General features: G+C 66.1%; 15 protein-coding genes. 8 read left to right on the top strand and 7 right to left on the bottom strand.

The features are described 5' to 3' along the window. Positions 1-73: 73 nt before the first annotated feature. From AAD496_RS01535 to AAD496_RS01515, 5 genes are all read left to right on the top strand, one after another. Entirely contained in the window at positions 74-1,495 is a 1,422-nt protein-coding gene (locus tag AAD496_RS01535) for an MFS transporter (RefSeq protein WP_349826868.1), read from the top strand. Positions 1,496-1,546: 51 nt separating this feature from the next. Further along, positions 1,547-2,410, top strand: a complete 864-nt coding sequence (locus AAD496_RS01530) for a polysaccharide deacetylase family protein (RefSeq protein ID WP_349826867.1) — start codon at positions 1,547-1,549, stop codon at positions 2,408-2,410. Beyond that, positions 2,407-3,171, top strand: a complete 765-nt coding sequence (locus AAD496_RS01525) for an SDR family NAD(P)-dependent oxidoreductase (protein ID WP_349826866.1) — start codon at positions 2,407-2,409, stop codon at positions 3,169-3,171. The genes AAD496_RS01530 and AAD496_RS01525 overlap by 4 nt, the downstream gene beginning before the upstream one ends. Further along, on the top strand, positions 3,162-3,962 hold the full coding sequence (locus tag AAD496_RS01520; RefSeq protein WP_349826865.1) for an SDR family oxidoreductase: 801 nt from the start codon (positions 3,162-3,164) through the stop codon (positions 3,960-3,962). The genes AAD496_RS01525 and AAD496_RS01520 overlap by 10 nt, the downstream gene beginning before the upstream one ends. A gap of 242 nt (positions 3,963-4,204) precedes the next feature. Beyond that, complete coding sequence (locus AAD496_RS01515) at positions 4,205-5,803, top strand: LuxR C-terminal-related transcriptional regulator (RefSeq protein WP_349826864.1); 1,599 nt, start codon at positions 4,205-4,207, stop codon at positions 5,801-5,803. A 42-nt stretch (positions 5,804-5,845) separates the two neighbouring features. Here the strand turns inward: AAD496_RS01515 and AAD496_RS01510 are convergent, their stop codons facing one another. From AAD496_RS01510 to AAD496_RS01490, 5 genes are all read right to left on the bottom strand, one after another. Next, a complete protein-coding gene (locus AAD496_RS01510) occupies positions 5,846-6,763 on the bottom strand; it encodes an FRG domain-containing protein (protein ID WP_349826863.1) in 918 nt (305 codons plus the stop codon). Positions 6,764-6,767: 4 nt separating this feature from the next. Further along, the gene (locus tag AAD496_RS01505; RefSeq protein ID WP_349826862.1) at positions 6,768-11,549 is read right to left on the bottom strand and encodes a class I SAM-dependent DNA methyltransferase; all 4,782 of its coding nucleotides are present in this window, start codon (positions 11,547-11,549) and stop codon (positions 6,768-6,770) included. A gap of 17 nt (positions 11,550-11,566) precedes the next feature. After that, positions 11,567-14,797, bottom strand: coding sequence for a helicase-related protein (locus AAD496_RS01500; RefSeq protein ID WP_349826861.1), 3,231 nt, complete (start codon positions 14,795-14,797; stop codon positions 11,567-11,569). 232 nt (positions 14,798-15,029) lie between these two features. After that, complete coding sequence (locus AAD496_RS01495) at positions 15,030-15,590, bottom strand: PIN domain-containing protein (protein ID WP_349826860.1); 561 nt, start codon at positions 15,588-15,590, stop codon at positions 15,030-15,032. Further along, positions 15,590-15,976, bottom strand: a complete 387-nt coding sequence (locus AAD496_RS01490; protein WP_349826859.1) for an excisionase family DNA-binding protein — start codon at positions 15,974-15,976, stop codon at positions 15,590-15,592. The genes AAD496_RS01495 and AAD496_RS01490 overlap by 1 nt, the downstream gene beginning before the upstream one ends. Positions 15,977-16,242: 266 nt before the next feature. Between AAD496_RS01490 and AAD496_RS01485 the strand changes: the two genes are divergently transcribed. Beyond that, a complete protein-coding gene (locus AAD496_RS01485; protein WP_349826858.1) occupies positions 16,243-16,437 on the top strand; it encodes a hypothetical protein in 195 nt (64 codons plus the stop codon). A gap of 137 nt (positions 16,438-16,574) precedes the next feature. On the opposite strand, the gene AAD496_RS01480 is transcribed toward AAD496_RS01485, so the two are convergent. Continuing rightward, entirely contained in the window at positions 16,575-16,934 is a 360-nt protein-coding gene (locus tag AAD496_RS01480; RefSeq protein ID WP_349826857.1) for a hypothetical protein, read from the bottom strand. Positions 16,935-17,353: 419 nt separating this feature from the next. On the opposite strand from AAD496_RS01480, the gene AAD496_RS01475 reads away from it, so the two are divergent. After that, positions 17,354-20,944, top strand: a complete 3,591-nt coding sequence (locus tag AAD496_RS01475) for a TM0106 family RecB-like putative nuclease (RefSeq protein ID WP_349826856.1) — start codon at positions 17,354-17,356, stop codon at positions 20,942-20,944. A gap of 97 nt (positions 20,945-21,041) precedes the next feature. Here AAD496_RS01475 and AAD496_RS01470 read toward each other — a convergent pair whose 3' ends face one another. Further along, a complete protein-coding gene (locus tag AAD496_RS01470; RefSeq protein ID WP_349826855.1) occupies positions 21,042-22,343 on the bottom strand; it encodes a type 2 periplasmic-binding domain-containing protein in 1,302 nt (433 codons plus the stop codon). Positions 22,344-22,920: 577 nt separating this feature from the next. Here AAD496_RS01470 and AAD496_RS01465 point away from each other — a divergent pair. Beyond that, on the top strand, positions 22,921-23,674 hold a 754-nt coding region (locus AAD496_RS01465; protein WP_349826854.1), incomplete at its 3' end, for a hypothetical protein.

Genomic DNA, 23,674 nt, shown 5'->3' with positions numbered 1-23,674 from the left:
CCATCCCCGGTCCCACCGATTTCAGGGCTGACCCGGTCCTGCCGTGGGTGGAAATGATCCTGGAGAGTTCCCCATGACAGACGCATCCCCCGGTTCAGGAGGCGCGGTCCCCACCGCGGCTTCTCGGAGCACTGCAGAGCACCGCACCGACACCGACGCGACAGCCGTCGGCAGTGCCGAAGACCAGACGATCCTCGCCGCCCAGAAGGCGGTCGAGGAGAACCGCATGCCCAAGGGCGCCGTGAAGGCCGTCTTCGCGAGCTCCTTCGGCAACCTCATGGAGGCCTACGACAACCTGGCGTACGGCTATCTGGCGGTCTACATCGGGATGAACTTCTATCCGGCCGACAGCGAGGCGACCCAGTTGCTCGCGAGCTTCGCGACCTTCGCCGTCGGGTTCATCGCACGCCCCATCGGCACCATGATCTTCGGTCACATCGGCGACCGGTACGGACGGAAGGCCGCCCTCCTCCTGTCGGTGGTCGGCATGGCGGTCGTCACCACGCTCATCGGTCTCCTGCCCACGCACGAGACGATCGGCGTGGCCGCCGCAGTGGTCCTCGTCTTCCTCCGGCTGTGCCAGGGTGCGGCGATGGCCGGCGAATGGGCCGGTTCGGCATCACTTCTCGTCGAGTACGCCCCGAAGAACAAGCGAGGGTTCTTCGGTTCGTGGAACCAAGTGTCGACCGCAGGCGGTTTCGTGCTCGCCGCAGGCGTGGTCGCCGCGGTCTCCGCGATCTTCGACGAACAACAGATGGCCGCCTTCGGTTGGCGCATCCCGTTCCTCATCGGCGCCCTCACAGGTCTTGCCGCGATCGTGCTGCGGTGGGGGATGGAGGACACCCCCGCCTACCGCGAGGAGGAGGCGAAGGGCCACACCGTTCGCAATCCCATCCTCGTCGCGTTCAAGGAGCAGACCCCGGCGATGCTCAAGGGATTCGGCTTCACCGTCGTGTGGACCGTGGCCTACTTCTTCTTCCTCACCTACGTGCCGACCTTCCTCACCGAGGTCGTCGGGACCGACCCGCAGTTCGCCCGTACCTCGAACCTCTGTGTCCTCGTCTTCTTCACCGCGATCATCGCGCCCATGGGGATCCTCTCCGACCGGATCGGGCGGAAACCCCTCCTCCTCATCGGCGCCGGCGGATTCGTCGTCCTCAGCTTCCCGGTCCTGTTCCTGTTCACGACCAACAACGGGGTGCTCATCGTCCTCGGTCAGGTCATCATCGCGCTCATCCTCGCGTCGTTCTCCGGGGCCGGTATCGCGGCGCTCTCCGAGGTGTTCCCCACGAATGTCCGCTACTCCGCGCTCGGCATCGGCTACAACTTCGCCGTCATGGCATTCGGTGGCACCGCGCCGTTCATCGGGACGGCCATCGTCGCGAGCACCGGGGTCCCAGTCCTCACGGCTCTCTTGCCGACGGTCGCCGGTGTCGTCACGCTGGCCGTGGTGCTCTTCACGATGAAGGAGACCTTCCGCGACGACCTGCGGTGACCCACCACACCACACTCCCCTCCATCTGCCCGTTCCCCGAAAGGACGTCCCGTGTCCCGCGCCTGCATCACCTTCGACTTCGACGCCATCTCCCTCTGGATCGTGAGGCGGATGACCACTCCGGGTCCCGTCTCCCGCGGAGAGTTCGGTGCCTACGTCATCCCGCGGATCCTCCGCGCTCTGGCCGACCGCAAGGTGACCGGAACGTTCTTCGTCCCCGGTCACTCCGTCGAGACCTACCCTGACCACGCCCGGATGATCCGCGACGCGGGCCATGAACTCGCACTCCACGGCTACGCCCACGAACTCGTCTCCGACCAGAGTCCGGCAGAGGAGGCCGCCAGCGTCGACAGGGCGATCGAGGTGTTCGACCGCGTCCTCGGAGTCACGCCCGTAGGACTCCGCACACCGTCCTGGGACTTCACGGAGTCGACGATCGACATCGTCCGTGAGCGCGGGCTGATCTACGACTCCAGCCTCATGGGGCAGGACTACCGGCCATACTTCGCCCGCCAGGGAGACCGGATCCATGCGGATCGTCCGACGGAGTTCGGACAGGTGGCCGAGGTGGTCGAGCTCCCCGTGACGTGGACCCTCGACGACTACCCGCAGGTCGAGTACCTCAAAACTCCCGCCGGCGTGATGCCCGGTCCGAAGACCGCGAAGGAGCTCTTCGAGTCCTTCCACGACGACTGGACGTACATGCGGAGGATCGATCCCGACGGCTTCCACATGGTGACCATGCATCCGCAGGTGACCGGTCGCGGTCAGCGGATGCTCCACTTCGAGGACTACCTCGACCGTCTGGTCGACGAGGGCGCACAGTTCGTCACCTGTGAGCAGATCGCCCGGGACTTCCTCGCGGATCCCGTCCCGGGTGCCGACCAGGCGTACCGGCCGCAGGCCTCGGCATGAACGCGGCCGGCCCGCGGCCCCGGGTCACCGTCGTGACGGGCAGCGCAGGTGGAATCGGTCACGCGCTCGTCGCGAGGTTCCGTGAAGGCGGCGATCACGTCATCGGGGTCGACGTCGCAGAAGCCCCGGACGATGACACGGGGCGTCCGGACACCACCGTCGAGGCGGACGTGAGCACCGCCGAGGGATGGGAGGCGGTCGTCCACACAGTCGAGAAGGTGGGATCCGGTCTCGCGACCCTCGTGAACTGTGCCGGGATCGGCGGCCGGACCGACCTCCTCGGGACGTCCCTGGCGGACTGGGACCGTGTCCTCGGGGTCAACCTCACGGGAACCTGGCTCGGGATGAAGACCTGCCATCACCTTCTGGCGGACCGGGCCGCGTACGAGGGCGACGCAGCGATCGTGAACTTCGGCTCCATCTACGGACAGCTTCCTCCACCGGTCGAGGGCAACACCCCGTCCAGTCCGGCCTATCAGGCGTCGAAAGCGGGAATTCTCGCACTCACGAAGACCGCGGCCAGCGAATGGGCCGCGGACGGCATCCGAGTGAATGCCGTCGCTCCCGGACTCTTTCGCACCCACCTCACGGAGTCCCTGAGCGAGGAGGCGTACGCCGCGCGCATGCGCCCCATCGCCATGCGCCGTGACGGGGACACTCGGGAACTCGCGGACGTCGTGTGGTTCCTCGCGGGGCCGGAATCCTCGTACGTCACCGGCACGACCGTGAATGTCGACGGAGGGTTTCCGCTGTGGCTGTGACGAACCCGCCGGAGGATCTCGCCGGTTCCACCCAGATCGTCGTCGGGTCGAACGGGGCCATCGGCCACGCGGTCGCCCAGGCACTCTCCGCCGCCGGTGCCCGGGTGATCGGTCTCGACATGGGACCGACACCTCGCGAACCAGGGGCGGATCACCGGCAGGTCGACGTGGAGGACCCGACTGCCATCTGCGAGGTTCTCGCCGAAGTCCTGGGCGAATGTGCCGACGCCGGTACGAACACGTCGGGTGCATTGGGCATGGTCGTCGCGACCGGTCTGTACCCCGCGCGGTACACGTCTGACGAGACGGCCGAGACCTTGAGCCAGGTCCTCCGGGCGAACACAGTCCTCCCGGCACTCCTCACGTCGACGTTCGCGCAGGTCGCGGACCAGTCCCGGACCCGGGCGGTCGTCCTCACGTCCTCGCTCGCCGCCCGGCGCTCCCGTATCGGCTCGGGAGCGTACTCGGCCTCAAAGGTGGCCCTCGAACGACTTGTCGAGACGATCGCCCTCGAACATCTGGGGACCGGCTTGCGGATCAACTGTGTGCAACCGGGCTACGTGTCCGCAGGCTCCACGATCAATCCGATCCCGGACGACTACGAAGCCGCCATGTCCGAGAGGATCGGTGGTCTCGTCGTCCCTGCCGACCTCGTCGACTCCTACCTCTGGCTGCTCTCCGAACGTTCTGCCATGGTGAATGGGGAATCACTGGCCGTCGACCGGGGCCTGCACATAGGCCGCACCGACGACCAGGCATGGGTGAGTGAGCCACGAGGACCGATGGGATGAGTCAGAGTCCGGACCGTCCTCGACGTTCGACACTCGTATTGCAGTCGGACGGGTCGTTGAGATGCAGTGGTGCGGCCCAGCGAGTCGATCCATCCGGAGTCGGCACGTCGAGAGTTCCCGAGGCGATCGTCCGTTCGTTCCTCGCGGCCGGCCAGGAACGAACTTCCTTCTATGTCGTGACTGGACGACGCCGCGACCACATCCGACTCACACGGGGGCGTGGTCTCCGCCCGGCATGCACCGTGGACGTCGAAGCCGACGCCCCATTCCATGATCTGTCCGTCCAGGAGCACAAGGTCGCGTCCCTCGTCGCGTGTGGACTCTCGAATCCGGAGATCGCTGAACACCTGGGGTGCTCCGCGCGGACCGTCGACCGCCACGTCTCGAACATCTTCGCGCGCACCGACCTGCGGACTCGCGCTCAACTCGCCTCGCTCGTCGCCCTTTCGGACGGTTGGTGTGCCCCGGTCCCGTGGATCCCGACGCTCGGGGACAAGGTCCCCACCCTCGCAGTACTCGCCGGTGTCTCGGGCGGGAATCATCATTTCCCAAGCACGCTCGACGAGCCCGAGCCCGGTGACACGATCACCGCACTTCACAGTGACCGCGGTCCGACGCCGTCGGCCACCAGCTGGGACGTCGGCACCGCCGCGCCCGGGCGGAAAGTACCAGGCGGAAGAACTGGTCTCGGCTTCACCGCGAACGAGGTGTCCGCTCCGGTTCTCCGCATCGGCTCGATCGTCCCCGCAGGCAGTGAGCGCAGTACCGATGCTCGCGCGATGATCCGGGGTGAAGAACTGGCACGGGGTTCCGAGGTCATCCCTGTACCCGTCGGTGTCACCGGAGTCGACATCCTTCGTGCCCGGGTCGCGGACACGGATGCGGCCGCGGCATTGGAGGAACTCGTACAGCAAGGATGCTCGGCAATAGTGCTCGGCAACTTCGCCCCGACTGTCGCGCTCCCGCTGCTCCGCGGGACGGAAGACTTGGGCATCCCCGTCCTGCACTCGATGGTCGATCGGCGACTGGGCGAGTTCGTCGGTCCGACCCGGGGCTACGATCACGTCTTCCAAATGTGTTCCGACGAGACCGTCTACGTCCGTGCATTCGCACGGTTCGTCGAAGACCTCACCCTTGAGGCCAGGACGCAAGGAAAGCCCGTTCCCCGCCGCGTCGCGCTCGTCGTGAGAAAAGAGGAGAGCGCTGAGGTGAGGCTGACCACCGATCGCCTCGCCGAATCAGCCCGTGCGCAGGGTCGCGACGTCCCCGAGGTCCACATCCTGGAGTACGAACAGGACGAGGACTGGGCCGCAGTGGCCCTGGCGCTCCAGCAACTGAAACCTCATGTCCTCCATCTCGGTGTCTACACCGAGACAGCGCTCGTCACCCTTCTCGATCTCCTCCGTGGATCAGGCGTCGAATGCCCGACGTACTGCGTCTGGGTGCCGGGAATCCCCGGCTTCGCCAAGCGTCACCCCCGGCTCTCGGAGGGCCTCCTCTGGACGACGCTCGTCGGGAACACGGAGAACCATCTGGGCATCCGCTTCCGACGAGCGTTCGAGGCGCGCTACAGCGAAGACCCAGGAGTCGGCGGAGCCGCGGTCCACTTCGACATGGTCAAGCTGCTCGAACATGCTTGGCATGAGGTCGGTTTCTCGACCGTCCCGGAGGACCTGGTCGCCGATCTGCAGTCGGTCAGGTTCCAAGGAGTCACCGGGTCGTTCCATTTCGCAGGAGGCCGCCGCCGAGCCCTCTGTTACCCCTTCGACACGGACGATCCCACGATCGCCCAGCCCTACCTCACGTTCCGCATAGAGAACGGTCAATCTATCAAAATATAAGTAGGCATAATATTTGGCCTCCCCAGAAGCATCCATCGCACCCTACTTTTTCAGATCATCTCTCCACTTTCCATAAGATGCGAACCCGGAGTAATCAGGGAATAGGCGCCTAGCGGTCCTGCTATATGTAAGTTTAAGGTAGTTTCGAATCTGATCTTTAGTTTTACTCGGAATTCGCACTGCAATGAATGGAAGTTTTTTCGGGAACCCGCGCTCTTTATCTTCGGTCAACAGGAGCCGCAAATCTTCTTCATCACCCACTTCCCAGGACAAAGAAAGGTCACCAAGCGGTCCAGAGCTGTCCTCGGGGAGCCTGCTAGATATAAAGTACCCTTCTTGCGCCCGAAGCCGCGGGTTCGGCATACTCGAACTTACAATAAATGGGCTTTTCAATTTCAGCGCTCTGTTCCTATTGGAACTCAACCCTCCATCAAAGTCATCCCAGGTCACCGGAGGGGTTGTGGCTGTATTGAATACCGTTCTAGGAAAGTCCCCGTCTTCATCTTCACGGTACCAAGGTAAATTCATAGCGACGAGAATCCCACTGGCGTTCCTAGCGTCACCCGGACTACGCGCCACCTTCTCGGTGGCAAACCAGAGGGCAGTCATCGGGTTGCTCGTAATATCAATAAGCCTAGTTGGGACACCAAAGTGCTGAAGGTCGGCCAACAGCTGCAGGTCATCGACGTAATGACCTCCAGAAATTCCCAATCCCCACTTCCTGGCCTCTTTAATGATCTCATCTTCTTTGTCTCTGATCGTCCTTTCGGAGACATCATCAGAAATATCCGCGATTGCACGATGCAGTGACGATCGAACTTCGAAGTTTATGTTTGGGAGGCCCCGCCAAGCGAACCTATGATTAGAACCATGAGCTCCAATCCTTGCAATGACTTGCATTACCTCGGATGCACTTTTGGCATCAAAATACCATCCCGTATTTTTCCAAACGTTGGACAACGTCTCAGCCTTCCGTTAGTTCCCGAGAAAAGGAAGAGTACGCCTGACGCATGTCGGCTTCTCGGTCTAGCGTGACGAAGGGTGGGGCGTAGGTGTAGGTGTAGCCCTGGGCATTCGTGGAGGACAGGTCCTCAGGGGTTGCGGCGGCGCCCTTCTTCTTCCAGGTTTTCAGGACCTCGGCCGGCACCAGGCGGCCGTTGGCGTCGTAGTGGTCGCGCTTGGTGTCGTAGCCGTAGAGAACCGGGAACTGGGTGCGGTAGATGCTGCAAAGTTCGTCCGCGGTCACTCCCAACATCAGCGCCACGAGCGCGTCGATCTCGACTTGTGCCTGCCGACGGTCGGCCGCGAGCCTCAACGGAGTCATCGACGACCACTGGGCAGTGACGTCTCCGAGTTCCTCAGATTGGCCGAAGTGGTGCTCTGGGGTCCATGACGCGTCCCGATAATCAGTATCCCACGACTTTTCCCAAAGGTCCGCGTACGCATCCGTCATTGCGTTCAGCCTCAAGACTCTTAGCATCACGTCAAGCAAGAGGCGATGATCATCCGGAAGCTTCGGCTGTCGTTCGACGGCACTCGGGTAGATTCCACTTTTTGGGGCAGCTCGCACGTTGAAGTCTGCGAGCAACGACATCATCACCGCCGTGGCCGCGAGAAGCTCATCGTAGCTCTTGAAACTAAAAGAGAAGACGCCGTTAATATGTGCAGTTCCTGGTGGAATGATCGCAGGGATGAGTGTCCTTTCACCAGTGTTAGCGGCCATTGCTCGCCAGGCGATGCGGTAGTGGTCGCGGGCTGGGGTCTTCTGGCCGTTCACGTCCCAGTGGGTGTACTCACGGTCGTAGTGGCCGTCGTGGATCGGCTTGTAGCTGGTCGTCGGGACCGCTTCCGCTGGGAGGTACTCCAGGTCGACCGTAGACCAATCGAGGTTGTTCTTCATGGTAGGGTTCGGCTGCTTGTAGAACGGGACGCCCACGTGAAAGTTCGGCCCCTGCAGGATCACGTCGCTCCAGGCATCCGGCTCGCCCCACTTCAGGTCGAATCGGCCCTTTACCCTGTCGCTCTTCTCATGCCACCCCGATGAGAACTGCGGATTCAACTGGCCAATCCGATCAGCCGATGCGAGCTTCGAGATGACCTCGGCGGCGGCCGTGTTCACCGTGTAGAGCATTTTTGTCTGTCGGACTGGAACAGCATCGCTTTCGAGGGTGTCGTGCCAAGTTCGAAGCGTGTTCGTGTCCACTCGGATCAAGCGATCCCTATGCGGCCGCAAATCCCATCGCTGCTCGGAATCCTTCAGCCCTGGCAGTTGGCCATCGCCATTGTGCGCCAAAGAACCTTCGGCACTCGATGGATGATACAGGGACGAGGCCTGAACAAAATCAGGGTCTATTCTATCCATCCCGTAAATGTGCACGCCATATGTGACGAGGTGGTGGATTTCGAAGAGTGAAAGTTCGTTAATGAACTGCCAGTGACGATTAAGGCGGCGGTATGACATTTCACGAAGCGACCTTGCACTCTCGTCGGTGAAATGGCTCTCGGGGTGGATCAATCCGACGATGCCGGATACCGAGTTGTGACGCCAGGTCTGCTCCATGAAGCATCGGTACAGATCGGGTTGGAATCCCACCATCAACGGGTACGTTGTCACATCGCTGATGAACTCCGCTTGGCCGATCACATCGACTGCGGCGTCGAGGACCAGTTGTTGGATTCCTGGAATCGCAAGGGTCCTCTCGCGACGGTCCTTCTTCACGGCCTCCGAGGGTTTGTTGGCCAGCTGCCACCACGGGTCTCCTTCAGCGAGCAGAGCGTCGTAGTCGAACATCGGCCGGACCCACGGGGGATTACCGAGCTGGAGGTCAAAGCCTCCCTGGGCGAAGACCGGGGCGAAGTCGAGCTCCCAGTGGAAGAAGCCCTGCTGCCCGGCGATCCGCTCGCACACCTGCAGCCATGGGTGGGCGTCGAGGACACCGTCGACGTCCTCGCGTGCACCGCCGAACAGGAGGGCGTTGTTCTCGATGTCGCTCAGCTCGTGCCAGCTCGCGCTGTCGACGAGGGAGGCCTGACCGCTCTTGCTCGCGCTGCCGTACTTCCGCGAATTGTCCTGCCCCTGCATACCAACAAGGGCTTTGAGACCGTCCAGCCATTCGTCGATGCTCGGTGGTTCCACCGCATCTTCGGTTAGCGGCCAGAACCAGAGGGCACACCATGCGTCCATGACGCGGCGGAGCCGACGGTAGACACCGTTCTCGTCCTGGAGCTTCTCCTCGATCTCCTTCCGGGTGATCGTCGTGCCCTCGGAGGCGTGCGGGTGACCCCAGATGTCGAGAGAACGACGCGACTCGGCCTGGGCCACGTGCAGACGACGGAGAGCGATCGCCCAGAGCTCGTCGACCTGTGCCGAGATCTGCCGGAGCGTCTCGATCTGATTGTTCGCCTTCGTCTTCGACAGTTTTTTGCGGACGGTCTTGCGCCAGTTCTTGAGTTTCTTCACCGCCTCCGGTGCAAGGTTCTTGCCCTCCTTCGCGTCAGCCGCAGCACCCCACCCGTTCGAAGGCAGGAGGAACTGGAAGATCTGGTCGCCTCCCCGGCCGCCGTCCGAGACCAGCTGTCCGAGGGCGCTCAGCGGCTGGTCGAGCGGCGTGTTCTTGAGGAACTCGTGCTTGGTGAGCGCGTCCACCGAGTATGTGGTCCGCCTGGCACCGACGAGCGAGTTGCCGCGTTTGAGCCTCAGGCCGAACCACGGTGCCGCCAAGCCCGGCACCATCGTGTCGAGCCACAGTGAGATCTCCGCGAGCTCGACCGCCGTGTCGTTGAGGTCGACGCCGTAGGTGTTGTGCAGAGCGATGTACGCCTTCGTCTTCTGCAGTTCCAGCGGGTAGGCGGCCGGGTCGATCTTCTCCCCCAGTTCGTCCTGCTTGCGCTGGAGGTAGGCCGTCGCCAGTTGCCGTACGCCTTCGAGGGCGAAGGCCCCGGACCCGAGCGCGGGCTCGCAGAGGGTGAGGTCGAGGATCCGGTCGGCCGGCATGTCCTCGGTGAGGAGTTCTTCGAGCGCCTGGGAGACGGTGAACTTGGTGAGCACCTCGGGCGTGTAATAGCTGGCCGACTGCTGACGCTCGCGACCGGAGAGACGGAAGACGAACCGGCCGGCCTCGTAGCGGACGGGAACCTGCTCGCCCATCGCGTTCGTCGTACGGACGAAGTCCTCCGCCGCGATCGACGACTCTCCCGTCTCCTGGTCACGCACGACCTTGGCGACAGGGACGACCCACGAACCCTTCGAGTTGTCGCCACCCTTGGCGACCTCGTAGAGCGGCTGGTCCGCGAAGAAGCCCGTGTACGACATGAGGCCCTCGTACACACGGCCGAGCTGGTTGATGCCGAGCTCCGCATAACTGATGAAGCCACGGTCCTTGCCCTTCTTCTCCTTGCTCAGGAGCAGACGGGTGAGGACCTCCTGCATCGCGGTGTTCCCGAGTTCCACCGCGTCGATGAGGTCCGTGGCCTCGGACGAGAAGAGGTCCGCCTCCAGGCGACGGAAGGTGAGGGACTCGCCATCGGAAGGGGGCGCCTCGGCAGCGGATTCCTCCGAACGAGCTCCGCGGTACTCGTTATGCCCGGTGTCGATGAGCCGGAAGAGCACATGGAGCGACTGGAACAGGTGGGTACCCGCGCCACCCGCGTGCAGCGGGACGGTCGCGAGGTCGCGGAGCCGGTCGAGACTGTAGCCGGCCTCGTACTCGGTGGTCCCCGTGGGCAGGATGCGCAGCTCCGGGCTCGCCTCCGCGTAGAGGAGGAAGAGGATGCGGTAGAGGAACCGCAGGGACTGCCGGGCGAGCACCTGTGCCTGCTCCGGTGCGAGCGGGTCGAGGCCCTGGTCCTTGCGGCGGCGGACCACCTCGTTCGCGATGATCTCGATGGATTCCCGTACGGCCTCGCGGAGGTCCTCCGAGACCTTCTGCGCGTGGTTCACCGAGTCCTCGAGGACCGAGAGGAACCACGTCGACCCGTCCGTGCTCGGAGCGACGGCCCGGGCGGACGCACAGGCGAAGAACTGGTCGACCGCGCCGCCCTTCTTCGTGTCGTCGCGTTCGAGCAAGAGGCTCAGGTCGACGGACAGATACCGGCCCTCCGCCCAGCGGGACTTCTCCGTGAGCAGCATGAACCGGCCGGCGAGGACGAGGGCGAGGTCCGGGCCGGACTCCTCGACGAAATGCGCGGAGAGGAACCGGGCGACGGAGGTGTGGAGCTCGGGGTCCTCCGTGGTGTCGTCGGTCGGTGCGGTGTGGAGGGGTGCCGGTCGAAGGAGGGTGTGGGCGGGGTTGGTGGTGGTGCCCTTCTCCACGATTCCTTCCACGCTGTCGGCAGGGCGAGCGAAGACGACGAGGAGCGGGGTCGCGTCGGCCTCCGTCGCATGACCGCGGATCTCCAGGCTGCTGGGGCCCTCGACCGTGCGGTACTCCGGTGAGGAGTAGCCGAGGACGGTGAGGAGGTCGCGGTAGAAGGCGAGGGGCGCCTCGGCGTCGGCGAGATCTGTGTCGGTAAGGGCTGTGTCCGTGAGTGAGATGAGCTGGGACTGGAGGCGACCACGGGCCTGCCCCCACTGCGAGAGCGGGGAGGGCACGGGGTCGTGGCCGGCGGTGCGGGCCTCGTCCGCCTCGGTCTCCCACTGCTTGCGCAGTTCGAGGGCCTTGGCCTTGAAGGACTCCTTGGTCCCCTCGGAACCGAAGTAGTCCTCGCTCATGAACTCCTGGTGGACGGAGAGTTCTTCGTGGCTCATGGTGCGGGTGCTCCGATTCAGAAGTGCGTGGGGACGACGAGGACGAGGGGACGGACGAAGGTCTGGGCCGGGGCCATGGCGGTGATGAGTGCCTGCTCCGCGGAGACCTCGTGGGTACGGCGGCGGTTGCCGGCGGTGTTGATGAGGTTGCCCGCGTCCTGCTGCCAGCCGGCGTTGCGGGACATCCAGGTCTCGACCTGCTCCTGGGCGTGTGTAGTGGCCGAGGCGAACACCGGGTGAACGGCGTCGCGGGCGGCCTCGACGGCCACCGGGACCAGACGCTGGAGTGCGGCGGTGTCGAGTGCGCCCGTGTTCTGGTGGGCGCGGTCGAGGCCGAGGTCCTGGAGGAAGGCGTGGACCGTCTCGTGCGTCTGGGCGAAGGCCATGAGGTCCTCGTCGTCCGTCTCCGCGAGGTCCTGTGCGGTCTCGATGGCTCCGAAACGGAGTGACGAGAAGGTGCGGGTGACCGTCTGGCCGCGTTCGTTCGTGAGCGACGCGTGGACACCGACGATCGGGCAGGTGACGTCCGCACGGACGGCGTAGATGGCGCCCCGTTCGGCCTGCTGCTTGCGAGCTTGTTCGGTCACCGCGGCCAAGGTCCGGTCGGCCGCCCAGTCGAGGACCGGGTGGAGCGGACCGAGGAAGTGCGCCTCCGGCCAGAGCGACGGGGAGTCCGGGTCGTTCCGGGCGTGCTCGACCATGTTCCGGCCCACCTGCTGCGTGGTGGCGAGCTTGAAGAGCTCGACGATCTTCCGCTCCTTGCGGTAGGTCTGCGGCAGGTCGTCCAGACGCCGGACGAGGTCCGAGGGCGGCACGAGCTGGGCGATGCCCTGGTCCCGCCACTCCTTCCACGACACTCCCCCGGCACGTGGGTTCGTGGGATCCGGCGCATGGGACTGCTGGCCCTGGTACTCGGCGATGAGCGCGTCCTTGAGGAAGTCGACCGGGGAGCCGTAGAGGCTCAGGCCCGTCGCGTGGTCCATGTGGACGGTGGGGGCGGCGCCGGGGCGTGGGGGTTCGGGGGTGTCTGTTTGATTGGTGTGTGTCGGGGCGGGGGTGTCGTTGGTGGCAGGGGTGTCCTCGTCCTCGTCGTCGAAGTCGATGTCGGCGAACCAGTCACTCAGGTCGTCATCGTCGAGGACCTTGGCATGGTCGGCGTCGGGGACGACCTGATCGAGGAGGTCCTCCCGGGTACCGGCCCCGTCCATGAGCGCCTTGCGGACGGTCTTCTCCTCCGCATCGGCGTTGAAGGTACCCATGAGTGCGGCTGCATCGCCGAAGACCTTGTGCGCCTCGTTCTCCTTGGCGATGAGCCGGGAGAGGACACGGATGTCACCGGCGAAGGCCTCCGATTCCGGTTCGAGCACGAGCGCCGTGATCTGCGGCGGGGTGCGCTGGCCGTACCGGTCGATACGTCCGTTGCGCTGCTCGATCCGGATGAGGCTCCACGGGATGTCGTAGTGGACGAGCTGATGGCACTGCTGGTGGAGGTTCACACCTTCGGACGCGACGTCCCCGGTGACGAGCACGCGGACGCGCGAACCGGAGGTCTTGAAGTCCTCGACGATCGCCTGCTGCTCCATGTCGGAGAGCCCGCCGTGGAGGATCTGGACCTGGTCCTTCTTCAGTCCCAGGTCACCGGGAAGGTCGCGAGCGAGGGCCTCGAGCGTCTGGACGCGCTCGGCGAAGACGACGGCGCGGGTGTCGCTCTTCGGGCCGATGCCGACGGTCTCCGAGAGGTGCGTGAGGAGCGCGCCGTACTTCCCGGTCTGTGGCTTCTTGGACTTCCGCGCCTGCTCCGCCGCATCGATGACCGCCTGGGTGAGGGACCGGAGGCGGTCGAGGGCGGCGAGCTCGGTGGTGGCGTCGCTGGTGCCAGCGGCACTGGTGCCAGCGGTGGGGGTGTGGGGAGTGGAGGGCGCCTCGGCGGCGGGGGTCTGGGATGACTCCACCGTCTTCCGGCGGTTGGCGATGGAGGTGGCGAGCGCCTGCGGGGAGGAGAGGAAGGCCTTGGCCAGGGTCCAGGGGAACAAGCCGGAGGCGGTGGGCGCTTTGGCGCCGGGGTTCGCTGCTGTGGCGCGAGGGTGCAGCCAGACCTCGTCGAGCTCGCGGGCGAGAGCGTTCTCCTCCGGGGAGGCCTGGACGTGGACGAACTGCGGTGGCCTGCGGACGGCCCACTCGTCGCCGACCTCCGCGGCGACCTCGTCGGAATTGCGGTGGCGGCGGACGTAGAGCTCGTTCACTGCGGCCGTGTCGAGGGTGCCGTCGGGGCGGACCGCGGTGGGGTCGAGGAGGCGGATGAGCTCCGCGAAGGCCTCCTTGCGCCCGTTGTGCGGGGTGGCGCTCGCGAGGATGAGCGCGTCCGTGTTGGCAGCGAGCGTGTCCGCCAGGCGGTTGTTGAGCGTCCCGGAGTTCACGACATTGTGGGACTCGTCGATGACGACCGCGTCCCACTGGTGATTGCGCAGGTGGGCGAGGTAGCGGTCGGACTTGAGCGTGTCGATGCTGATGATCGCGCGCTTGTAGTAGGTGAAGGGGTTGCGGGTGGCCGGCAGCTTCTGGCGGATGCGGCGGATGCCCTCGGAATCGAGGCGCACGAAGGGGAGCGCGAACTTGGTCCACATCTCCTGCTGCATCTGTTCGAGCACGTGCTTGGGGGTGACGATGAGGATCCGGTCGCCGCGGCCTCGTTTGATGAGCTCCGCGAGGATGAGGCCGATCTCGATGGTCTTGCCCAGGCCCACCGCGTCGGCGATGAGCAGGCGCGGGCGCAGCTTGTCCGTCGAGAGGATCTTGCGGACCGGGGTCTGCTGGTAGTTCTTCGGGTCGATGAGCATGCCCGCCGCGACGGAGAGTCGCTGGTCGGTGACCGGGAGGTCGGTCTTGCGCAGGGTCGACTCCAGCCACAGGCGGGTGTCGCGGTACTGCGGGGAGCGGTCGTTGATGAGCGGGGCGTTGCGGGGGTCGCGCAGGTGGACGGTGTCGATCGTGTCGATGAAGACGGCGGTCGTGTCCCGGACGAGCTCCGACAGACCCTGCGCGGTGATGCGGTGGGCGGTGCGGGTGGGATGCTCGTCCGTCGCGGAGGCGCGTTCGTGGACGGTGTCGACCTGGGTGACGAGCCAGTCCTCGTCGCGGACGGTGATGACGGAGCCGGGGGCGGGGGCGTGGTGGGCTCGGGGGTGCGCGGGGGCCGCCGGGGTGGGGGTGGTGCCGGCCGGGGTGGCCGGGACTGGATCGGCGGTCATCGTGCCCTCTCGACGTGGTGGTGCGGGTGCGCAGTGGTGTTGGCGCTCGCGGTGGTGCGGACGGGTGCGGTGCGCTCGCGGTCGGTCGCGTGATCCACATCCTATGGAAAGGGTCCGGACACCGAAACGGTTCTGCGCCGGATGCGTATTGCGAGTGGGCAACGATTGGGGTGGGAGGAGAGCGGTGGGCCTCCGCGATACGAGAAGTCCGAGTTGTCGACTGCGAGTGTCGTCAACGCTCCAGAAGATCTGCAATCGCCGTTGCCGCAGTTCGCGCACCTGCCACTCCGAGGCGATCCAGTACCGCGGTGTCATCCAGCCCGGGCCGCGACCGGACGACACTTCGATGCGTCTGCACGATCAGGTGGGGTCTGCTCTCGGCCATCAGACACAGGAATGCGTCCGGGCTCACGACCCGTACTCCCGCGACACGGGCTGCTTCCTCAGGAAAATCCTCGATGTTGTCGGTGCACAGGTAGTCGGCGCGAGCAGCAACCGCTGCTGCGAGCACGTGGCGGTCATCGGGATCTTTCATCGGAACTGCGGAGAATGCGGCATAGTCGTCGTCAGCCGGCACCACCATGGCCTGCGGCAGAAACGCTGTGAGGCCGTCTCGAAGCCGCTCGGCCTGCGCCTTCGTGAATCCATTCTTCAGGACCAGATTCCGACCGACCTCGTCGAGGATTTCCTCCGACCATCGGAGGTCGACCAGGCCTTCGACCGCTCCGTACACGAAATAGTCGCGGAGCACGCGGGAGAACAGCAGATTCGCGTCCGCAAGGACCGCTCGCATCAGTTGTCGAGCCCGAGATCGTCCGAGATTTTCGACAGTGCATGTGCGGCCTTCCTGCGGCGCTCACGTTCCTCGTGGAACTCGCGCAACGCGACGACCGGGATACGACGATGGCTACCGACCTTGTGATACTCGATGGCCCCCTCGTCAAGGAGTTCGACCAGATGCGGGCGGGAGACCCCGAGAACCCTGGCCGCCTGGGTCGTCGTCAGGTCCTGGTGAACCGGCAGCACCCATGCGCCACCCGCAGACTCGGCTTCGAGCAGAGTCAGCACCCGCTCAGCCGTCTCGCGCGGCAGGTCGAGCGTGACGCGGACATCTCCGATACCAGGCTCCGCGAGTGCCCCACGCAACTCTTCTTCGTCCCGCATGATCGTGTCGGTCATGACTCTCCCTCAACTCGACAAGTGAAATAAGTGTAAGCAGTGGGACCTGAGCGCGTACAGGGGCCAGCGTGTACCGAAAGCCCTGCAATTCCCATAGACACGAGGCTCTACGCGGTGGACGGATCACTGGGCGGGCTCCGCACGCGTTCTCTGAAGGGGCAAAATTTGCAGCAACCTGCTGCAAAATTGAGAGGGGGCCGGCGCGAGACCTCTTTGCACATGCGGTCCACTCGCTCGTAACCATGAGGATTCCGGAGGAGCCGAACATGTCCGAGCCGCTCACTGTCACCGCCCGCCCGTGGGAGCACGGCTGGGAACTCATCATCAGTGAGGACGACGCCACGCAGGTCCGCTCTCTCGACAACGCCGTCGACCAGGTCCGGGACTACCTCGGCACCCTTGACCCCGAGACCGACCACAGCGCGACCCCCGTGCTCGTGGTTCCCGAGGTCGCGGCCTGACAACCTCTCTACGGTCGCAACGGCCGAGGGGCAAATTGTCCAACGGTCCGTTGGCCAAATGGACGCCGAGGCTCGGGAGCAACGCTCCAGTTGTGCAACGGATCGTTGCACAACTGGAGCGTTGGACTCGCCGCCCCTCACACTGCCCGCGCCGGGTCCAGACCGAGGTCGGGCACCAGCCACATCGCCAGGATCAGCGCCAGGACCCCGGCCATCGTGAGCAGCCCGATCCACCAACGGGACTCGCGACGAAAGCACAGGGGGAACGCAATGACGAGTCCCAGCCCCGCCACGGCACCGATCATGGTGCCGAAGATGGTCCCGTAACCGTGATGGTCGATCTCGCCCGGATCGAGCTTCACGGCGATCATCGGCGCGACGACGAGGAGGAACACGAGCCCGAACACCGCACTCACGACGATGGCCACGACCCGACCGACGATGGAGCGCGCGGAGGTGACCGGGTCCGGGGCGCCTCGGGAGCGGTGTTCGTCCATCTGTCCACTGTCGGACCAGTCGGAGCCGGGCACAAGAGAAAACTCTGACCCGTGAACTCGCCAGCGTCGTTGGACGTCTACTCCGTGAAGGGGTGCGCCATCGCGTGGCTCGGCGGCGAGCAAATATTGCAACGACCCGTTGCAAAATTGCCCGGCCGGAGGTCATCACCCGCGCCTTCGCCACCGGCATCGCTGACTGACCGGGGTCTTACCGGCGAACGAAGTGGTCCGGCGACTGCTCCGTCCGAAATGTCCAGCAGCCTGCTGGACAATTGCTCGCTCAGCGGACCCGGCGACGGGTGAGGAGGTGAGCCCGGAGTCGGCCGATCTCGCTGTTCAGGGGGTCGACGTACCGCTCACTGCTGTGGTCGTTCGTCGTGTCCAGGATGTGTGTCCGAGGGCACCTCTAGGCTGAGCGCATGTTCTTCGATACCCAGGACCGACTGGTGACCAGCGCCGGTGACCTCACCGCAGCGGCGACGTGCGAGTACGGGTTCTTCCGCGGCTTCGACGAGATGCTCGGACGCATCCCCCACACCGAGCGCGAGCCCGACGCCATGCTCGAACGCACCGCCGCCCTGGGTGGCGAACACGAACAGCGACTCCTCGACGAGTACGCCGCGAACGGCTGGCGCATCACGACGATCGACCGGCCACGGATGTCCGACCCCGCCGCCGTCACCCGGACCGTCGAACAGACGCGCGCAGCACTGGAATCGGACGCGGAAATCGTCTACCAGGCCGTCATCACCGGTGACGACGGGCTGCCGTTCATCGGATTCGCCGACTTCCTGGTCCGCGACCACCTGGTCCGGGAGGGTGCTCCGTCGGGTGCCTGGCGCATCCAGGACACCAAGCTCGCCCGCAGCGCGAAGGTCACCGCGCTCCTCCAGATCGCCGCCTACACCGTCCATCTGCGGGAGGCCGGTTTCCAGGTCGCCGAGGAGTTCGATCTCGTCCTCGGTGATCGCTCCCGCAGCGTGCACCGTGTGGCCGATGTCGAACCGATGTACCGCCTGCGGCGGGCGGCCCTCGTGCGGCGGATCCGGGAACGGCAGGGCGCCTCGGCAGCGCTGGGCTGGGAGGAGGACTCCTACGCGCGGTGCGGGAACTGCACCGACTGCCAGGAGGCGATCGCCGGGTCCCGCGACATGTGGCAGGTGCACAACCTCACCGCCGGGCAGCGCGCCAAGCTGCGTGCCGTCGGCCTGCGGACCGTCGACGACGTGGCCGGCTGGCAGGACGGTGACCCCACCGGCGGGGTTCCGGCCGGGACCATGCGGCGGCTGGCCGGGCAGGCGCGGGTGCAGATCGCGAGCGCCGACGGCCCGGCCCCCGTCGTCGAGGTGCTCGACCCCTCCCCCATCCATGCTCTCCCAGTACCCTCGGCCGGCGACCTCTTCTTCGACTTCGAGGGTGACCCCCTGTGGACACCGGACGGACAGGAGTGGGGTCTCGACTATCTGTTCGGGTTCGTCGACGCCCGGTCCACGTTCACCCCGCTGTGGGCGCACGACCTGGCACAGGAGAAGCAGGCGCTCGGGGACTTCCTCGACTGCGTGGACTCCGTCCGGGCCGCGCACCCGGACATGCACATCTACCACTACGCGCCCTACGAGCGGACGCACCTGGCCTCGATCGCGCAGCGCCACGGTGCGCACGAGGAACGCGTGGACGACCTGCTGCGTTCCGGCGTCCTCGTCGACCTCTACGCGACGGTGAGCAAGGCGCTGCTCGTCGGGGCACCCTCCTACTCGATCAAGAAGCTCGAACCGCTCTACATGCGTGCCGACGAGGCCCGCGAGGGCGTCACCAATGCCGCCGACAGCGTCGACGAGTATGCGCGGTACGTGGAGCTGCGGGATTCGGGGCGAGCCGAGGAGGCCGCCCGGGTCCTCCAGCAGATCGCCGACTACAACGAGTACGACTGCGTCTCGACGCTGCGCCTGCGGGACTGGCTGCTCTCCCTGGTCGCCGACCAGACACCGGCTCCGGTCGATGACGAGCCGGAGTTCGACGAGGTGGTGCCGGAGGAGGACCCGGCCGACCGGGAGCCCACCGCCCGCGAGATCGCGGAGGAGGAGATCCGCGCGCTGGAGGCGAAGCTCGAACCCTTCATCGGTGTCCCGCACGACCCGGCGCGCACGCCCGAGGAGCAGGCCTGGGGCCTGGCCCGCGCGGCCCTGCGGTACCACGAGCGGGAGGAGAAGACCTTCTGGTGGGACCACTTCGGGCGTCTGGCAGCACCGGTCGACGAGTGGGCGGGCCAGCGCGACGTCTTCCGGGTCGAGGACGTCGAGATCGTCCGTGACTGGTCGACGGTCGGCCGGTCGAAGTTGGAGAGCCGTGAACTGCGACTCCACGGCTCGTGGTCGGAGGGGAGTTCACGAAAGGCGACCGGCGGGTACCTGGTCTACGAGTACCCGGGTCCGCTCGGCACCGGGCATTCCAAGGGCCAGGGCGATGCGGTGAGCGTGTCGATCGACCCCGAGGAATCGACGGACACCTCCGTCCTCGTCACCGAGAAGGTGACGAAGAAGAGCCCGGACACCTACCCGCACATCCCCGTCGCGATCACGCCGGGGCCGCCACCGAACTCGAACCTGCTGCGGGACGCGATCCGGGAATGGGTGGGTGCTGCCGCGGTCGGCGCACCCCGATGGCCGGAGAACGCCGTGGCCGACGTCCTGGTCCGCAGGCCCTCGCGGCTGAAGGGTGAGGCGGGTTCCGGGGGTGAGGGCAATTCCGGTGGTGAGACCGGTGCGCTGTCCGCCGTCGAGGGCGAGGACACCATCTCGGCGCTCGTCGACTCCGCAAAGCGCCTGGACCGCAGTTACCTGGCCGTCCAGGGGCCTCCTGGGACGGGCAAGACCTACCTGGCGTCCCGGGCGATCGCACGGCTGGTGACGGAGAACCGGTGGCGGGTGGGTGTCGTCGCCCAGTCGCACGCCGTCGTCGACAACGTCCTCGAGACGATCGCGGCCGACGGTCTGCTCCCGGCCGGTGCGGTCGGCAAATGGCAGGGGTCGAGCCGGAAGGATGCCGACATCCACCCGGAGGTCCGGGCCTTCACGAAGGACACGCAGCTGGCGGAGTTCCGGGAGGAACGCGAGGGTGCCGGGTACGTGATGGGCGGGACCGCGTGGTTCTTCACCGGCAAGAACGTGGAACCGCAAGAGTTCGACCTGCTCGTCGTCGACGAGGCCGGCCAGTACTCTCTGGCGAACACGATCGCCGTGAGCCGGGCGGCGCGGAACCTCGTGCTCTTCGGTGACCCCCAGCAGTTGCCGCAGGTGAGCCAGGGTGAGCACCCGGAGCCCGTCGACGAGTCCGCGCTCGGCTTCCTCAGCGCCGGGCACGACACCCTGCCGGAGGAGTTCGGCTACTTCCTCCACGAGAGCAGGCGGATGGACGCCGCGGTGTGCCGACCGGTATCCGAACTCAGCTATGCCGGGGCGCTCCGGTCACACCCGACCACCGAGTCACGCGTCCTCGAGGGCGTGGAGCCCGGACTGGTACCGGTCCCCGTCGCCCACTCCGGCAACGTCACCCTGTCCGAGGAGGAGGCCGAGGCCGTCGTCCGCATCGCCCGCGAACACCTGGGCGCCCGGTGGACCGAGGGACATCGAGGTGAGCCGGGGCCGGACGGGACGGCGCCGACCCGCGAGGTCGGGGCCCGCGACATCATCGTCGTGAGCCCGTACAACGCGCAGGTCGTCGCCGTCCGGGAGGCCCTCGACGCGGCCGGTCTACAGGACGTCCGGGTGGGGACGGTCGACAAGTTCCAGGGCCAGCAGGCGATCATCGCGATCCTCACCCTCGCCGCGTCGTCGGCCGTCGAGGTGCCCCGCGGCCTCGACTTCCTCCTCATGCGCAATCGGCTGAACGTCGCGATCTCGCGGGCGAAGTGGAAGGCCTTCCTCGTCCACTCGCCGGCCCTGCTCGACCACCTGCCACGCACCCCGCAGTCCCTGGCCGAGATGAGCGCCTTCGCCCGCCTCGTGGGCTGAAGGGAGGTACACGTCACCATGACGGCGTGAGGCGCCCGGGGCAGGGATGATGCCTGCTCGCGGGCGCCTCGGCGGCGGGGTCCGGACCTGGGGAAGGTCAGTTCCCGGGGCGGTGGTCCAGGGGTCCGGCCTCCTCGAAGACGGCCCAGGCGAAGGGGTCGTAATCGAGGTCACGGTCGACCCATTCGTTGGCGGTCGTCATGTCGCCGCCGTCCTCGTAACCGAGGTCGGCGATCTTCTGCTGCCATTCCTGTTCGAGCTCGTCGATCCGCGCCGGGGTGTCCTCCGGGACGGTGCCGCGATCGATCGCCTCCTGCTGGAGGACGCCCACGTAATCGCCCATGACCTGCTGGAACTCATCGTCGAACTCCGTGATGGAGCCGTCGACCGAGTGGATGTCCTCGACGTGGCGGGCGTTCGAGTTCACGTAGCCTTGCACGTCACCGGCCAGCAGCATCGAGGCGGCACTGTCGAAGATGATCTGCTGGTAGGCCAGCGGCATGTTCATGACGTTCGTCCCGGCCAGGTAGGAGGCGGGGAAGCGCGGGAAGTTCGCCTCGGTGGTGATGGCCAGGTGCGGGGCCGCCTCGTAGACGCCGGTCTGGTCCTTCGCCGACATGGGCGAGAGGTCGCAGTCGACGGTACCGCGCTGCATGGCCTCGAAGACCTCGGTGAACTCCATGCTCACGGGGACGGCGCCGAGTTCGGTGACCGTCGAGCCCTGCGCGACCGTGCCCGCGCGGACCTGCTTGCCCTGGAACTCCTCGAGCGTCGTCACCGGGTTCGAGCAGTTGAGCGAGTACTGGCCGGAGGCGATGAGCGGGGCGACGGGCATGATGCCCTCCTCCTCGAACCGCTGCATGTGCGCCTCGTTGTTCCAGGCGAGGTCGGAGGCGACGGCATAGGCGGTCATCTCGCCCACGAGCGGGGAGAAACCGACGCTCGCGATCGACGTGCCGATGTCGGTGGCCTCGGGGAACCGCTGGGGTTCGTAGCCGAGGAGGTGGTAGGAGACGTCCACGCGGCCGTCGGCCAGGGCGTCGACCGCCTCGGTGTAACCGGCGATGCTCATGCCCCACGCGACGTCGACGGTGATCTGCCCGTTGGAGCGTTCCTCGACGAGTTCGACGAACTCGTGGACCTGCTCGCCGCTGGAGACGAGCTCGGAGGCGGATCCGCTCTGGAAGGTGATGGTCACCGGTTCGAGGTCCGCGATCGCCGCGTTGACCTCGTCCTGCGAGGCGCCGTAGGCGAAGCCGTCCCCGCTGCCGGAACCTCCCCCGTTGCCTCCGCCTCCGGCTCCGCCCGCACAACCGGCGAGCAGTGCCGCGACGGCGATGCCGGCGGCAGTGGTCGTGGCGGCACGGATCTTCCGGGCGCGTTCCTGTGTCGTGTTCACGTTCAGCTCCTTTGCTGAGGGTCGGAACAGTTCGGAACATCAGACCACGTCAGATGACTCCTGGGTAGGGGGGTGCACGAATACTGGACAGCGGTGTTGGATGGATAGTTTCACCGGGACGGGAACGTGGCGTGAGGATCGCGAATCTGCCCGTCGACCGACCATGGACCCGACCCCGGGTAGATTAGGCACCCCCGTAATCTGCTCGTTTTGCGTCCGCGGGCGGAAAACGAGCAGATTAGCGACCCGCTAATCTAACAATTCCGAGTCTCGTAGAGACCCACTCCCGGCCGTCCCGGGTCCAGAGATCCCCTCCTCATCCCCATGTGACAGCACCATTGCGACCGACGGTCATGTTGCAGTTCACCCGGCGACATCGTCATATGCCGATCACACCACGAGCACTCCCGGTAACGATCGGCCCGTACTCGCCGGTACCCCTACCTCCGGGTAAACCCCACCCTGGATCGCAACAACCCGATCCGCCGCGCTCGTTACGCCCATCCCACCGCACATCTCCCGTGCACCGCGTTCCCACACACCGCGCGCACCGCGAAGCACACAGGAGAGCACCGTCATGACTCGCATGAACCCCCGTACGCTCCTCGCCCCCGCCGTCGCCCTCGCCTTCACCGCGACGATGCCCGGCCCCGTCCTCGCGACCACCACCCCCGCTCCCGAGGCGCCCGCCACCTCGACCACGGCACCGACCGAGCCTGCCCCGGAGGGCACCTCGGCGACGGAGAACGCGGACGTCCTCCCCGCGACGACCCCGCCGTACAACGACGGGACGATGTCGGCCGAGCCCTCCTCGCTGACCGAGGAGGACCTGGCCGACGGAGTACCCTTCCACGTCTCCGCCGAGGGACTGGCCGCGCCCGGCATCGGCCACCGATACTCGGTGCACCGCGTCGGCGAACAGCCGGACCCGGACTTCGCGGAGCCCTTCGCCGCGAACGAGGACGGCACCTGGTGGGAGGAGATCCCGGTGTACGCCTTCGGCGGCAGCGAGGGCGACGCCTCCGATCTCAGCGGCGACTGGGAGCTCGCGATCTACCCGGACGACGACGCGATGGACGAAGTCCTCGCCTCGACGATCGTGTCGATCGTCGACAGTGACGGCGACGACTTCACCAACACCCCACCCGATTCCGCGGCCACCCCGAGCGAGGACGCCTACCTCTTCCTGCCCGAACGCACCATCACCGACGATTCCGCCCAGGGCGGCGGCGACGTGTCGAACGGCGGTGCAGGCTCCGGCGACGGGGACTCCGCGCTCCCCCGGACCGGCACCACCCTCACCGCGCTCACCGGCGGCGCGGTTCTCCTGG

The sequence above is a fragment of the Brevibacterium litoralis genome (assembly GCF_040212315.1).
Lineage (GTDB): Bacteria > Actinomycetota > Actinomycetes > Actinomycetales > Brevibacteriaceae > Brevibacterium > Brevibacterium litoralis.
This window is presented reverse-complemented; position numbering and strand designations above follow the sequence as displayed.